We start from the raw sequence: 13,998 nt of genomic DNA, 5'->3' as shown, positions 1-13,998 counted from the left end.
CCTAACGCCAAATTCGAGGTTCACCATGTATCTGATCAGCCGCCTTTTCCTGTTCCTGACCAAGTCCTACGACGTGCGTGTCAAAGAGCAAAACGACGCGTATCTGGCCGAAGCCACGGATCTGTACGACCTCGAGTTCCGCATGCGCAAGATCGACCGCGAAGCGCAACTGCGTCATCCGTCGTGGATGAGCCAGCACTAAGCAGCGGCAAGCACGGGCCGGCATGCGAGCCGGCCGTGCCATGAAAAGCGCTCAACGCGAGCGCAGCACGCCATAGCGCGCCAGTGTTTGCTCGCGCGCTTTTGCATGATCGACGACAGGCTGCGGATAGTCTTTCCCCAGCACCACGCCCCAGTCCTTCAGATCGTCGGGATTCGCCTGCCAGGGCGCGTGAATCCACCTCGCGGGCACGTTCTCCAGTTCAGGCAAGAAGCGCTTGATAAAGAGCCCTTGCGGATCGAACTTCTCCGATTGCGTCACCGGGTTGAAAATCCGGAACCACGGCTGCGCGTCGCAGCCCGTCGACGCCGCCCATTGCCAGCCGCCATTGTTCGCGGAGAAGTCGAAGTCGTTGAGCTTCTCCTCGAAGTAGCGCTCGCCACGTCGCCAGTCGATACCCAGATCCTTTGCCAGAAAACTCGCCGTCACCATCCGTAGCCGGTTGTGCATGAAGCCCGTCTGGTTCAGTTGCAGCATCGCGGCGTCGACGAGCGGATAGCCTGTGCGCCCTTCGCACCAGGCCGCGAATAGCGTGTCGGCGTGCCTGCCCGTTTCCCAGCGCAGCGTGTCGAATTCCGGCTTGAACGACGCGCGCTTCGCGATATGCGGATGATGCGCGAGGATCATGAAGTAGAAGTCCCGCCAGATCAGTTCCGATAGCCATGTGGCAGCGCCCTGGCCGTCGGGTTGCAGCGACATCCCGTGCGCGAGCCGCGCGAGCGTGCGGATCGAAACCGTACCGAAGCGCAGGTGCACCGACAGATGGCTCGTCCCGCGCGCGGCGGGAAAGTCGCGCCGGTCGGCGTAGCTGTCGATGCGGGTCCGAAAATCTTCAAGCAGCGTTTGCGCGCCGCTCATGCCCGACAGCAGCTCCGTTTCCGCCAGCTTGCCGGGCGCGAAGCCCATTTGGGCGAGCGTCGGCCATGCGTGATCGAGCTTGCGCGGCGGCCGCGCGAGACTCTGTGCGTACCGTTCGACGGGATAGGGCTTCAGATCGAACGGCGTCAACTTCTTGAGCCACGCGTTCTTGTACGGCGTGAACACTGCGAAGGGCTTGCCTTGTCCGTTGAGCAGTTCGTCGCGCTCGAAAATCACCTGGTCCTTGAACGTCAGCAACTGACGTCCGTCATCGCGCAGCTTTTCTGCGACGTTTTCATCGCGCTCGATCGCGACGGGCTCGTAGTCGTGATTGGTGAAAACGGCTTCGGTTTCGAGTTGCGCGGCGAGCCTGGGAATCTCTTGATGCGGATCGCCATGCACCACGATCAGTCCGCCGCCGCCTTGCTTCAGCGACTTCTCCAGCTCTTCCAGTGAAGCAAGAATGAATTCGATCCGCCGGTCCTGCACCTTGCCCTTGTGGTCATCGTGTTGATGCGCCCAATCGATCAATGGCTGAAGAATGGTCGTATCGAATACGAACACACACCAGACCCGCTCGCAATGCTTGAGCGCGTAATACAGCGCCGCGTTGTCCCCCGTGCGCAAGTCGCGGCGAAACCATACGAGTCCGTTCTGAAAGTGTGCGTCGAGCTGATAGGCGCGGGTCATGATCGATTGAGTTGTTGCGCGTCGGCGGATGCGGACGTCGGGCCGAAAAAGCCACCGCCGATGATAGTGTCCGCCCGCTGCAAACCCAATGTCCGTGGGATCGAAAATCGACGCAAAAATGAAGCAGCGCCCGCCTTTCGCACGAAAGGCGGGCGCTGCTTGCGAAGCGACGATCAATCCAGATCGACTCAAACCACGTTCACGCGCACATCGACATTACCGCGCGTCGCGTTCGAATACGGGCAAACCTGATGCGCCGCGTTCACCAACTCTTGCGCCGCCGCTGCGTCGAGGCCCGGCAGCGAGACGCGCAGTTCGATATCCAGCGCGAAACCGCCCTTGTCGTTCGGACCGACGCCGACGTCGGCCGTCACAGTCGTTTCAGCCGGCACGGCCTGCTTGCGCTGGCCGGCGACGAATTTCATCGCGCTCAGGAAACACGCCGAGTAGCCGGCAGCGAACAGTTGTTCCGGGTTCGTGCCTTGCGCGCCGTTGCCGCCGAGTTCGCGCGGTGCCGCCAGCTTCACGTCGAGCGCGTTATCCGACGAAACTGCGCGGCCATCGCGACCGCCATTGCTCGTTGCCGTTGCCTTGTACAGTACGTTCATGTTGACGCTCCTTGATCGGGTCCAATGATTGGTTCAGTGCTTGCCAGTGTTTCGCGTCATCGCTATCGAACTGGCATGGACAAAATATATCGCGCAAATCATTAGTGTGCAAACTAAATTGCCTATCGATGCGATAGGCACGCGCGCACGCGAGTCAGTAGCGTTCGAGATAGTCGTTCAGCGTGCCGCGCAACTGCTGCAGATCACTGCGCAGTCGCATCAGGAATTCGGGCGTTTGCTGGGTCGCGCAGAAGATTTCTCCCGGCACTTCGCGAGCGCTGCGCTTGAGCGCGACGCCAGACCTGGTCAGCCGGATGAAGACGAGCCGTTCATCTTCAGTGCCGCGCACGCGCTCGATAAACCCTTGCGATTCGAGCCGCTTCAGCAGCGGCGTGACTGTCGCCGAATCGAGGTTCAGGCGCGCGGCGATGTCTTTCACGGTAACGTCGTCGCTTTCCCAGAGGATCAGCATGGTCAGATACTGCGGATACGTGAGGCCGAGCCGGTCGAGAATCGGCTTGTAGGCTTTCGTCATCGCGAGGGAGGTCGAATAGAGCGCGAAGCAGAGTTGCTCGTCGAGCGTAACGGGAAAGGCGGTGCGCTGGGTCATGGACGTCCCCTGAAGCGAAGCGTGCAAATGGATTGCGTGCAAAGCATTGTGCCGCAAAAACGCGGCGCGAGGCGCCGCTGCTTCACACGCGGGCGCGGAAAATCCACGCCGCATGCGCAGCGCGGACCCGGAAAGCGGACCCGTAACGGGGAGTCGTTCAGGAAGACGACGAAGAGGAGGGGGCGGGCGGCAACGGCTGGCCGGGCGATTGCACGCCGAAGCAGCCGCGATACGTCGCGTAGAACGAGCAGTAGAGCATCGTTGTGACGATGATCGACGCGGGCATCAGGATCACCAGCGCGAGTTCGCCCGCGCCTAGCGCCTGCAGCAGCGCGGACAGTCCGAACGACACGGTGGTCGCGACCGCGAACCACAGCGCGCCATACACGATGAACGCGCCGCGATTGCGCCAGCAACTGACGATGCTGAAGAACATCGCCTTGATGGTCGGCACATCGTGCCACGCGGCGAGCACGGGCGCGAACCAGAACAGCATCGCGACGGGCACGTAGAACGCAAGCGCCGTCAGCACGGCGAGCGGTATGTCGCTATTGGCGACGGCTTCCGGCTGCATTGATTCGCCGCTGATCATCAGATGCAGCAACATGCCGCCGTCCGCGAGCGCGGAACCCATCAGCACGATCGCCATCGCGATGATGTACAGCACGCCGAGCAGCAGCAGGCGCTTCGACACCTGGCCGCCATACGAGCGGAACCCGTCGACAAGAATAGTGGGCAGCACAGGCTTGCCCGCGATGGTGTCGCGACACGCCGCCATGAAGCCGACGGCGACGCCTGGAATCAGCATGAGCGGCAGCACGCCGCCGATGATGGGAATCAGCGAGATCGCCGTCATCGCGAGCAGGTACGCGAAGAACAGCGTCAGAAATGCGAGCGGGTTCCTGCGAAACAGCCAGATGCCTTGCCGGAACCACACATAGCCGGTTTTCGCCGGAACTTCGATGAGTTGCATGAGGTATGGATGCCCAGGGTCTAGAGTGCGGCGCCCGCGAGGCGCTCGCGCAGGATGCGCTCGAAATGACCCGGATCGTGCGGCTTGAGCAGTTCGGCGGCGCGCGGCATATGGAAATCATACAGGCGCGAGACCCAGAAACGGTACGCGCCCGCGCGCAACATGTCGCCCCAGTGCCGGTTTTCGGCCGGAGTGAACGGGCGCACGGTCTGATACGAGCGCAGCAGCGCGTCGACGCGTGCGTCGTCGAGCTTGCCGGTCGCGAGGTCGACGCACCAGTCGTTGACGGTCACGGCGACGTCGAAGAGCCACTTGTCGCAGCCGGCGAAATAAAAGTCGAAGAAGCCGCCGAGCTCCACGTCATGATGCGTGCCGGGCGCCGCATGCGCGAACAGCACATTGTCGCGGAACAGATCGCAATGGCACGGGCCTTCGGGCAGCGACGCATAGTCCGCCGACGCGAAGAAGGTCTGTTGATGCGCGAGTTCTTCCGTGATGAGCGCCCGCTGTGCGTCCGTCAAGAACGGTACGACGCCAGGCACGGTCTCCTGCCACCACGGCAGGCTGCGCAGATTCGGCTGATGATGCGCGAAGTCGCGGCCCGCCAGGTGCAGACGCGCGAGCATCTGCCCCACTTCGACGCAGTGTGCGACGCCGGGCGTGAGTTCCGGCGCGCCGTCGAGCTTCGTGACGATGGTTGCGGGCTTGCCGTTGAGCATGCCAAACAGCGCGCCGTCGTCGCGCGGCATCGGGTCCGGCACGGGCACGCGGTGCGACGCCAGATGGCGCATCAGATCGAGATAGAACGGCAGTTGCTGCGTCGTGAGCTTTTCGAAGATGGTGAGGACGTACTCGCCGCGGGTGGTCGTCAGAAAGAAATTGCTGTTCTCGATACCGGATGTAATGCCGCGAAACTCGACGACATCGCCGAGATCGTAGTGGCGCATCCAGTCTGCGAGTTGGGCTTCGGTGACAGCGGTGAATACGGCCATGCGTGGGGCGTCGGATCAGGTTGGTCGGCTGGCGTTGAGCCAGTGCGAGGTTGGGGAAAGCGGGCTGAAAGCGTTGTTGCGATTCGCGCCGGGCTGATTTGGGCCGGCGGATCGGCTTGAAGCAAGCCGGCGCGCACGCCAAAAGGCAGCGCGCCGGCTCTCGGGGCAATCAGTAATGCAGGTTCACGGACGGCAGGCGCGCGGGCGGCTTGCCGGATTCGTACACGCGCGGCGACGTGTCGGTCGGCGCGCTCATCTGGTAGCGCGTGCCGAAGTTCGAGCGCACGTCGATTTCGACGGGCTTGCCCTTGTCGCGGTACTCGGTGATTTCGGTACCGTTGCCGCTGCGTTCGTGGAAGCTCGGCGTGCGCGGCTGGTTGATCTCGACTTTCGAGCTGACTTCGGCCGCGGGGCGGTTGATCGCTCTCAGATCCGGCAGGCCGGCCCGTTCGTTGGCGGCGGCTTGGGCGTCTGCGGCTGCCTGCGCCTCTTGCGCGGACGGGGCAGGCTGGGCAGCCATCGCGACGCCGCTGACGGCGAGCATCAGCGCAACGGCGACGGGGAAGAGCGGCTTCATGGTGTTTCTCCGATTAGGTGGCCCAATTCTAGCAAATCCACTGCTGCCCACGGGCATGAACAACGGGCGATAGCCTTATTTTGCGCGCTTCCCGCGCGAGCTGCAGAAAGGGCCGCCCTGCGTGCGCGGCAACACGCTAACCCGCGATGCGCGGGCGCGGGCACATCGAAAAGCGGTGGGTTCCGTGGTAATGTCATTGCATCAATCGAGGCGAACGAAGATGAACTACGAGACCAATCAACGCGCGGTGCATATGCCCGCAAACGCGTTCCCGACCGAGGCCTTCGGCGATGCAGCCGACGCCGTCACGCGCCTCTCCGCCATCTATGAAGCGAACACGTCGTTCCTGCGCGATGCGTTCGCGCGCTATCGCCGCAACGAACCGTTCGACCGGCGCGTGCGCGCGTGCTACCCGTTCGTGCGCGTGCGCACGGAGACCAACACGCATGTCGACTCGCGCCGCTCGTATGGCTTTGTCGCGGGTCCCGGCGTGTTCGAAACGACGGTGACGCGGCCCGATCTGTTCGGCAATTACTATCGCGAGCAATTGCGGCTGCTGGTGAAGAACCATCATGTTTCGGTCGAAGTGGGCGTGTCCGACCAGCCTATTCCCATCCACTTCGCGTTCGCCGAAGGCATTCACCTCGAGGGCGATCTGGACCGTGAACGACTGCTCGCGATGCGCGACGTGTTCGATTCGCCCGACCTCGCGTTGCTCGACGACCGCATCGTCAACGGCACGTACGAGCCGCTGCCGGGCGAGCCGCATCCGCTCGCCCTCTTCACGGCGGCGCGGGTCGATTTTTCGCTGCACCGGCTCAAGCACTACACGGCGACTTCACCGACGCATTGCCAGAACTACGTGCTGTACACGAACTATCAGTTCTATATCGACGAGTTCGTGAAGCTCGGCCGCACGATGATGGCGAAGACCGACGACGCCGATCTGCGGGCGTACCGCAGCGAGTACACGTCGTTTGTCGAACCGGGCGACGTGGTCACGTACAACGCGAATCTCGGCGAGCAGGAAGACGAGGGCCATGCGCCGCCGCGCCTGCCGCAGATGCCTGCTTATCACCTGAAGCGCGCGGACGGCAGTGGCATCACGATGATCAATATCGGTGTCGGGCCGTCGAACGCGAAGACGATTACCGATCACATCGCGGTGCTGCGTCCGCATGCGTGGATCATGCTCGGGCACTGCGCGGGGCTACGCAATACGCAGCGGCTTGGCGACTATGTGCTTGCGCACGGTTATGTGCGGGAGGATCACGTGCTCGACGACGATCTGCCGCTGTGGGTGCCGATTCCGGCGTTGGCCGAAGTGCAGGTCGCGCTCGAACGAGCGGTGGCGCAGGTCACGCAGCTGGACGGCGCCGAACTCAAGCGCGTGATGCGTACGGGCACGGTGGCGAGCGTCGATAACCGGAACTGGGAATTGCGGGATCATCGGGAGCCGGTGTTGCGGCTTTCGCAAAGCCGGGCTATTGCGCTCGATATGGAAAGTGCGACTATCGCCGCGAATGGGTTTCGGTTTCGGGTGCCTTACGGCACGTTGCTGTGTGTTTCGGATAAGCCCTTGCATGGGGAGCTGAAGCTGCCTGGTATGGCTGATCAGTTCTATCGCGCGCAGGTTGATCAGCATTTGCAGATCGGGGTGAAGGCGATGGAGATTCTGCGCACTAATGGGCTGCATAAGCTGCATAGCCGGAAGTTGCGGAGTTTTGCGGAAGTGGCGTTTCAGTAGTGTTTTTTTTGTCTGCGACGCTTTGGTTTGGTTTGGTTTGCTTGTTTTACTGCTGGCATCCGCGTTACGTTATCTAGCTTCAGGCGTCGCCCCTGTGCGGGGCGGCACCTACTTTTCTTTGCCGCCGCAAAGAAAAGTAGGCAAAAGAAAGCGGCTCACACCGCCAATTCTTGACGTTTACCCACGGGCCCCCAACGTCCCCACACTTCACACACCAGTGGCCCTGGTTGGTGTCCGTTGCCAACGCTTCGAACAGGCGCCTCACCCGCTTCGATTACCCGTACTCGGGCAAACGGCGGCGAACGGTATGTGCCGCCCAGGTGGCAAACTGTGTGTAGGTTGTCGCGTCGTATAGCCTGGCGCTCTTACCGGGTGGGGCGCGTGCGCAATCGGTCTGGAGTGAAGCGTGTGGAGCACCGAGGGCCGACACACAGTTTGCCACCTGGGCGGCGGTGGACTGGCTGGCGCGGCATGCCGAAACGCGGGGTGCTTGAAGTGGGTGAGGCGCTCATTCAGAGCGCTGGCAACGAACACGAATGACGTGATTGCCGTGTGAAGTGTGGGGACGTTGGGGGCCCGTGGACAAAGGTCAAGCGCTGGCGGTGTGAGCCGCTTTCTTTTGCCTACTTTTCTTTGCGGCGGCAAAGAAAAGTAGGTGCCGCCCCGCACAGGGGCGACGCTTGAAGCGAGCTAACGAATCGCGGATGCGAGCGAAAAGCCAAAGCAAACCACCCCGCGTCGCAGACAACCCAAAGCAACCCAAAGCAACCCAAAGCAACCCAAAGCAGGTGCAGCCCACATTCACCTCACACGTACGCCAACCCGACAAGCCCCACAACCGCCCCGCCTCCGAGCAACCACAACGGGTGAATGCGCGTCTTAAACGCAAGCACCGCGCACGCGCCCGTGATACCCCATGCAAGCCACGACGTATCCGACGACTTCGCGATCAGCAGCGCACTCGCCGCGACCAGCCCCGCCGTCACGGGCACCAGCCCTTTCTGCGCGACGCGCCGCCACGGCCGGTCCTTGAAGCGATTCCACGCGTGCATCGCGAGAATCGTCACGATGGACGACGGTCCGAACTTCGCCAGCGATGTCACCAACATTCCCGCCCAGCCCGCCACATGCCAGCCGACCAGCGTCACGACCATCATGTTGGGACCAGGCGCGGCCTGCGCAAGCGCGAACAGCGCGCTGAACTCGCTGGCGGGCATCCAGTGATGCACTTCGACGACCTGCCGCTGCATCTCCGGCAGGATCGTGTTGCCGCCGCCGAAAGCGAGCAGCGATAGCTGGCTGAAGATGACGGCAAGGGCGATCAGCGTTTCCATCATTTCGACACCTCGTTCGGCTGTGAGGACCCGGCAGCCGCTTCGGCTTTCGCCACGCGCGACGCGAGGAAAATGCTGAGCGGCGTCAGCACGAGCATCGTCGGCAGCAGCGGGAAGCGCAGCAGCGCAATCGCGACGAAGCCGAGCGCGGCGATCGCCGCGGCGCGCAAGTCGTGCCGCAGCGGCATCAGGATCTTGACGGCCATCGCGACCAGCAATCCCGCGGCGGCAGCCGCCAGCCCGGCGAACAGATGCTTGATGCGCGGATCGTTCTGCGTGTGCTCGTAAAGCACGCCCAGCGCGATCACCACCAGCGACGGCCCGGCGATCAGACCGAGAATGCCCGCCAGCGCGCCGCGCAAGCCCCGAAAGCGCATGCCGAGCGCCACCGACAGATTGATCACGTTGCCACCCGGCAGGAACTGGCACAGGCCCAGCAGATCGGTGAATTCGGCGGCCGTCAGCCAGCGGTGCTGGTCGACGATGGTCCGCCGCGCGAGCGGCAGCGCGCCGCCGAACGACGTCAGGCCGAGGCCCAGAAAGCCCATGAAGATTTCGCGCGTGGTCGGAGCGGGCGCGTGCTCCGGCGCGTCGGGGTGCTGATCCATGACGTTCACTATCCAGTACAAGCCGTGAAGGTTAACGCCGTTTGCCGATCGCTCAAAACGATTTCTAGGGCAAGCTCTTGTGATCTAGAATCACAAGGATGAACCGCAAGCTTCCCCCTTTTCCGGCGCTGCGCGCCTTCGAGGCCGCTGCCCGGCGCAACAGCTTCACGGCAGCCGCCGACGAACTCCATGTGACGCACGGTGCAATCAGCCGCCAGGTGGCCGCGCTCGAGGCGTGGGTCGGCGTGCAGGTCTTTCATCGTAACGGCAAGCGCGTGCGGCTGACGGAAGACGGCCGGCGCTATCTGTCGAAGGTGCAGGATGCGTTCGACAGCATTGCCGCCGCGACCGACCAGTTGCGCGACACGGGCGTCGTGCATGTGCTGCGCGTGAACGCGCTGCCCACCTTCGCAATGAAGTGGCTGTTGCCGCGTCTGTCGCAGTTTCAGCGGATGGCGCCGAACGTCGAGTTGCGGCTCGCGACATCGAACCAACCCGTTGAGACGCTCGACAGTTTCGACGTCGCCGTGCGGCGCGGGCCCGCGCACTGGCCGAATTGCGCGAGCGGCCAGTTTCTCGACGAAAGTGAAATTCCCGTGTGCAGTCCCGCGCTGCTGAAACGCCTGCCCATCCATACCGCCGACGACCTCGCACGTCACGTGCTGCTGCATTCGGATACGCGGCCGGACGCGTGGCATCACTGGCTGCAGGCGGCGGGCGTCAAGGCGAAGTGCCGCAAGAAACAGTCATTCGACCATTTCTATCTGGCCTTGCAGGCGGCTGTCGATGGACTGGGCGTCGCGCTCGGACCGCTGCCGCTGCTCGACGACGAACTCGCGTCAGGCCGGCTGGTGACGCCGCTGGAAGCGCCGCGCATCGATGCGCGCGGCTACTGGTGGGTCGCGCGGCGCGAGGTGGCGAACGCGCCGCTCGTCGAGCAGTTCTGCCGGTGGCTCGAAGCGCAGGCGAAGGAAACGAAGCAAGACGACGCACAAGAAAAAACGCGCGGCAAGTAGCCGCGCGTCGCGACGCGATGGCGCGTATCGCGGACGCGGCTTCTAACCAGCACGTATCCGCGAGGCGATTGCTTCAGAAGATCACAGATAGAACATCCGGTCTTCGTCCGACTTCGGCTGCTGTTCGGGCTGTTCTTCACGCTCTTCGTAGAACGCGAGCACCGCTTCGAGCACCTGGTCGGGATCGTCGATCACCTGCATCAGGTTCATGTCGCCAGGATTGATGAGGCCCATCGGCACCAGTTGCGATTCGAACCAGCCCAGCAGTCCCTTCCAGAACTCCGCGCCGACCAGAATGATGGGCACGTGCCGCGACTTCTTGGTTTGAATCAGCGTGAGCACTTCGGCCAGTTCGTCGAGCGTGCCGAAGCCGCCCGGCATCACGATGACGGCATCCGAGTTCTTCACGAACGTGACCTTGCGCGTGAAGAAGTGACGGAAGCGCAGCGAGATGTCCTGCCACTGGTTGCCCGACTGCTCATGCGGCAACTCGATGTTCAGGCCGACGGACGGCGCCTTGCCCGCATGCGCGCCCTTGTTGGCCGCTTCCATGATGCCCGGGCCGCCCCCGGAGATGACGGCGAAGCCCGCATCGGACAGTTTGCGCGCGATCTGCGTGGCCAGTTTGTAGTACGGCGAGTTCGGTTTCAGACGCGCCGAACCATAGATGCTCACGGCCGGGCGGATCTCCGAGAGGTACTCGGTCGCCTCGATAAACTCTGCCATAATCGTGAACATCTGCCACGATGCGCGGGCCTTCTTGGCTGTTGCGCGCTCTTGATCTGCGAGCGATCGCAGACTCGGAATCACTTTTCTCTTAGTCATAATGCCTGAAGAACAGAACCTGGAAGGTAAGACCCTGCTATTGGTTGACGGTTCGAGTTATCTATACCGGGCCTACCATGCGATGCCTGATTTGCGCGGTCCCGACGGCGCACCGACAGGTGCGCTCTACGGGATGATCAACATGCTGCGCCGTATGCGCAAGGAGGTTACGGCAGAGTATAGCGCGTGCGTGTTCGATGCCAAAGGCAAGACGTTTCGCGACGACTGGTATCCGCAATACAAGGCCAACCGTCCGTCGATGCCGGAAGATCTGTCGAAGCAGATCGAACCGATTCACGTCGCCGTGCGCTCGCTCGGCTGGCCGCTCCTGATGATCGAAGGTGTCGAGGCCGACGACGTGATCGGCACGCTTGCGAAGCGCGCCGAGGCGCGCGGCATGAACGTGATCGTATCCACTGGGGACAAGGATCTGGCGCAGCTCGTGACGGATCATGTCACCCTCATCAATACGATGACGAACGAGAAGCTCGACCGCGAAGGCGTCGTGGGCAAGTTCGGCGTACCGCCCGAGCGCATCGTCGACTACCTGTCGCTGATCGGCGATACCGTCGACAACGTACCGGGCGTCGAGAAATGCGGCCCGAAAACCGCGATCAAATGGCTCACGCAATTTGAAACCCTTGATGGCATCGTCGCACACGCGGATGAAATCAAAGGTGCGGTAGGAGACAATCTGCGACGCGCGCTCGATTTCCTGCCGATGGCACGAAAGCTCGTCACCGTCGAGACGGATTGCGATCTGACGAAACAGATTACCTCGTTCGAAGAAACACTCGCTACGCGCCCCGAGTCGCGCGAAGAACTGCGCGACGTGTTCACGCGCAGCGGCTTCAAGACGTGGCTGCGCGAAGTGGAAATTGCCGATGCCGTCGAAGGGCCCGAGACGGATGTGCCGCCCGCGCCGACCGTCGACGGCGAGCATGAGTACGACACCGTGCAGACGTGGGAGCAGTTCGACGCGTGGCTCGCCAAGATCGACGCGGCTGACATTACTTCGTTCGATACCGAAACCACGTCGCTCGATCCGATGACGGCGCAGATCGTCGGCATCTCGATCGCGGTCGAAGCAGGCAAGGCGGCGTACATTCCGCTCGCGCATCGCGGGCCCGACGCGCCCGTCCAGTTGCCGCGCGACGAAGTGCTCGCAAAGCTCAAGCCCTGGCTCGAAAGTAAGGACAAGAAGAAGGTTGGCCAGCATCTGAAGTACGACGAGCAGGTGCTCGCGAACTACGGCATCGTCATGGACGGCATCGAGCATGACACGCTGCTGCAGTCGTACGTGCTCGAATCGCATCGTCCGCATGACATGGACAACCTCGCGCTGCGTCACCTCGGACTGAAGACGATCAAGTATGAAGACGTCGCGGGCAAGGGTGCATCGCAGATCGGCTTCGACGAGGTCGCGCTCGACAAGGCCGCCGAATACGCGGCCGAAGATGCCGACATCACGTTGCGTCTGCATCAGACGCTGTATCCGCAGGTCGCCGCGGAAGCGCAACTCGATCATGTGTACCGCGACATCGAAGTGCCGACGTCTCGCGTGCTGCGCAAGATGGAGCGCAACGGCGTGTTGATCGATGCGGAAAAGCTGCGCGTGCAAAGCAACGAGATCGCCACGCGTCTGGTCGAACTCGAAAAACAGGCGTACGAATTCGCTGGCGGCGAATTCAATCTCGGCTCGCCGAAGCAGATCGGCCAGATCTTCTTCGAGAAGCTCGAATTGCCCGTCATCAAGAAGACGCCGAGCGGCGCGCCGTCCACCGACGAAGAAGTACTGCAAAAGCTCGCGGAAGACTATCCGCTGCCGAAGGTCTTGCTCGAACATCGCGGGCTGTCGAAGCTCAAGTCGACGTACACCGACAAGCTGCCGCGCATGGTCAACGCCACCACGGGCCGCGTGCACACGAACTATGCGCAGGCGGTTGCCGTAACGGGCCGCCTTGCATCGAACGATCCCAATCTGCAGAACATTCCCGTGCGCACGGGTGAAGGCCGCCGCATCCGCGAAGCCTTCATTGCGCCGCCGGGACACAAGCTGGTGTCGGCGGACTACTCGCAGATCGAACTGCGCATCATGGCGCATATCTCAGGCGACGAAGCGCTGCTGCGCGCGTTCAAACAGGGCGAGGACATTCACCGGGCCACGGCCGCCGAAGTATTCAGCGTGACGCCGCTCGAAGTGTCGAACGATCAGCGGCGTATCGCGAAGGTCATCAACTTCGGCCTGATCTACGGCATGAGCTCCTTCGGCCTCGCGTCGAATCTCGGCATCACACGCGATGCAGCGAAGCTTTATATCGACCGCTATTTCGCGCGTTATCCGGGGGTCGCCGCCTACATGGAGAACACGCGGACGAGCGCGAAGATGAAGGGCTACGTCGAAACCGTGTTCGGCCGCCGTCTGTGGCTGCCCGAGATCAACGGCGGCAACGGCCCGCGCCGTCAGGCGGCGGAGCGCGCCGCGATCAATGCGCCGATGCAGGGCACGGCCGCCGACCTGATCAAGATGTCGATGATCGCGGTGCAGAACTGGATCGAGACATCGGGCATCCGCACGCGCATGATCATGCAGGTGCACGACGAACTGATCCTCGAAGTGCCGGACGACGAACTATCCGACGTACGTAAGCGCTTGCCGGAACTGATGTGCGGCGTCGCGCAACTGAAGGTGCCGCTGGTCGCCGAAGTGGGCGCGGGCGCGAACTGGGAGGAGGCGCACTGAGCGCATATCGAGGCCTGGAATCGCGCGCTGACATGTCAGTCATGCTTTTCATGCCACACTGACACAGCATTGTTGCTTCTTCAGGTCAATGGGATAACGTCGCTCGCATGTCACAGTTATGTTTTGACAGGCTTGTGACTTGTCCCGTTGCTCGCCGACAATCGACACTACGCGATTACACAGCGGACGCACGCGCG

At 62.5% G+C, this 13,998-nt stretch carries 13 protein-coding genes; 4 read left to right on the top strand and 9 right to left on the bottom strand.

Annotated elements, in window-relative coordinates; all coding sequences use genetic code 11:
- Positions 1-25: 25 nt before the first annotated feature.
- Entirely contained in the window at positions 26-202 is a 177-nt protein-coding gene (locus C2L66_RS28020; RefSeq protein ID WP_082433988.1) for a DUF3563 family protein, read from the top strand.
- 51 nt (positions 203-253) lie between these two features.
- Here C2L66_RS28020 and C2L66_RS28015 read toward each other — a convergent pair whose 3' ends face one another.
- The 6 genes from C2L66_RS28015 to C2L66_RS27990 form a co-directional block, all read right to left on the bottom strand.
- On the bottom strand, positions 254-1,768 hold the full coding sequence (locus C2L66_RS28015) for a cryptochrome/photolyase family protein (RefSeq protein ID WP_060607081.1): 1,515 nt from the start codon (positions 1,766-1,768) through the stop codon (positions 254-256).
- A gap of 188 nt (positions 1,769-1,956) precedes the next feature.
- Positions 1,957-2,376: an organic hydroperoxide resistance protein gene (locus C2L66_RS28010; protein WP_007582650.1), complete on the bottom strand. Its 420-nt coding sequence runs from the start codon at positions 2,374-2,376 to the stop codon at positions 1,957-1,959.
- Positions 2,377-2,530: 154 nt separating this feature from the next.
- Entirely contained in the window at positions 2,531-2,986 is a 456-nt protein-coding gene (locus C2L66_RS28005; protein ID WP_054933483.1) for a MarR family winged helix-turn-helix transcriptional regulator, read from the bottom strand.
- 157 nt (positions 2,987-3,143) lie between these two features.
- Complete coding sequence (locus tag C2L66_RS28000; protein ID WP_035999453.1) at positions 3,144-3,959, bottom strand: BPSS1780 family membrane protein; 816 nt, start codon at positions 3,957-3,959, stop codon at positions 3,144-3,146.
- 20 nt (positions 3,960-3,979) lie between these two features.
- On the bottom strand, positions 3,980-4,951 hold the full coding sequence (locus C2L66_RS27995) for a homoserine kinase (protein ID WP_060605047.1): 972 nt from the start codon (positions 4,949-4,951) through the stop codon (positions 3,980-3,982).
- A 169-nt stretch (positions 4,952-5,120) separates the two neighbouring features.
- Positions 5,121-5,528, bottom strand: coding sequence for a hypothetical protein (locus tag C2L66_RS27990; protein ID WP_035999458.1), 408 nt, complete (start codon positions 5,526-5,528; stop codon positions 5,121-5,123).
- 220 nt (positions 5,529-5,748) lie between these two features.
- On the opposite strand from C2L66_RS27990, the gene C2L66_RS27985 reads away from it, so the two are divergent.
- A complete protein-coding gene (locus C2L66_RS27985) occupies positions 5,749-7,275 on the top strand; it encodes an AMP nucleosidase (RefSeq protein ID WP_054933485.1) in 1,527 nt (508 codons plus the stop codon).
- Positions 7,276-8,081: 806 nt separating this feature from the next.
- On the opposite strand, the gene C2L66_RS27980 is transcribed toward C2L66_RS27985, so the two are convergent.
- Entirely contained in the window at positions 8,082-8,612 is a 531-nt protein-coding gene (locus C2L66_RS27980) for a chromate transporter (RefSeq protein ID WP_060605050.1), read from the bottom strand.
- On the bottom strand, positions 8,609-9,217 hold the full coding sequence (locus C2L66_RS27975) for a chromate transporter (protein WP_060605053.1): 609 nt from the start codon (positions 9,215-9,217) through the stop codon (positions 8,609-8,611). The genes C2L66_RS27980 and C2L66_RS27975 overlap by 4 nt, the downstream gene beginning before the upstream one ends.
- 98 nt (positions 9,218-9,315) lie before the next feature.
- Between C2L66_RS27975 and C2L66_RS27970 the strand changes: the two genes are divergently transcribed.
- Complete coding sequence (locus tag C2L66_RS27970) at positions 9,316-10,233, top strand: transcriptional regulator GcvA (RefSeq protein ID WP_054933493.1); 918 nt, start codon at positions 9,316-9,318, stop codon at positions 10,231-10,233.
- A gap of 81 nt (positions 10,234-10,314) precedes the next feature.
- On the opposite strand, the gene C2L66_RS27965 is transcribed toward C2L66_RS27970, so the two are convergent.
- Positions 10,315-11,058 carry an LOG family protein gene (locus tag C2L66_RS27965; protein WP_007733054.1) on the bottom strand — a complete coding sequence of 248 codons (744 nt, stop codon included), beginning with the start codon at positions 11,056-11,058 and terminating at the stop codon, positions 10,315-10,317.
- Between the two features lies 1 nt (position 11,059).
- Between C2L66_RS27965 and polA the strand changes: the two genes are divergently transcribed.
- Entirely contained in the window at positions 11,060-13,801 is a 2,742-nt protein-coding gene (gene polA, locus C2L66_RS27960) for a DNA polymerase I (protein WP_060605056.1), read from the top strand.
- Positions 13,802-13,998 lie beyond the last annotated feature (197 nt).

This window comes from Paraburkholderia caribensis (assembly GCF_002902945.1).
Classification (GTDB): domain Bacteria; phylum Pseudomonadota; class Gammaproteobacteria; order Burkholderiales; family Burkholderiaceae; genus Paraburkholderia; species Paraburkholderia caribensis.
This window is presented reverse-complemented; position numbering and strand designations above follow the sequence as displayed.

Bases quoted from the DNA above. Each gene is read 5' to 3' on its own strand.
- C2L66_RS27970 (WP_054933493.1), top strand. From the start codon at position 9,316: ATGAACCGCAAGCTTCCCCCTTTTCCGGCGCTGCGCGCCTTCGAGGCC.
- C2L66_RS27995 (WP_060605047.1), bottom strand. From the start codon at position 4,951: ATGGCCGTATTCACCGCTGTCACCGAAGCCCAACTCGCAGACTGGATG.
- C2L66_RS27975 (WP_060605053.1), bottom strand. From the start codon at position 9,217: ATGGATCAGCACCCCGACGCGCCGGAGCACGCGCCCGCTCCGACCACG.
- polA (WP_060605056.1), top strand. From the start codon at position 11,060: ATGCCTGAAGAACAGAACCTGGAAGGTAAGACCCTGCTATTGGTTGAC.
- C2L66_RS28010 (WP_007582650.1), bottom strand. From the start codon at position 2,376: ATGAACGTACTGTACAAGGCAACGGCAACGAGCAATGGCGGTCGCGAT.
- C2L66_RS28000 (WP_035999453.1), bottom strand. From the start codon at position 3,959: ATGCAACTCATCGAAGTTCCGGCGAAAACCGGCTATGTGTGGTTCCGG.
- C2L66_RS28005 (WP_054933483.1), bottom strand. From the start codon at position 2,986: ATGACCCAGCGCACCGCCTTTCCCGTTACGCTCGACGAGCAACTCTGC.
- C2L66_RS28015 (WP_060607081.1), bottom strand. From the start codon at position 1,768: ATGACCCGCGCCTATCAGCTCGACGCACACTTTCAGAACGGACTCGTA.
- C2L66_RS27980 (WP_060605050.1), bottom strand. From the start codon at position 8,612: ATGATGGAAACGCTGATCGCCCTTGCCGTCATCTTCAGCCAGCTATCG.
- C2L66_RS27985 (WP_054933485.1), top strand. From the start codon at position 5,749: ATGAACTACGAGACCAATCAACGCGCGGTGCATATGCCCGCAAACGCG.
- C2L66_RS27990 (WP_035999458.1), bottom strand. From the start codon at position 5,528: ATGAAGCCGCTCTTCCCCGTCGCCGTTGCGCTGATGCTCGCCGTCAGC.
- C2L66_RS28020 (WP_082433988.1), top strand. From the start codon at position 26: ATGTATCTGATCAGCCGCCTTTTCCTGTTCCTGACCAAGTCCTACGAC.
- C2L66_RS27965 (WP_007733054.1), bottom strand. From the start codon at position 11,058: ATGACTAAGAGAAAAGTGATTCCGAGTCTGCGATCGCTCGCAGATCAA.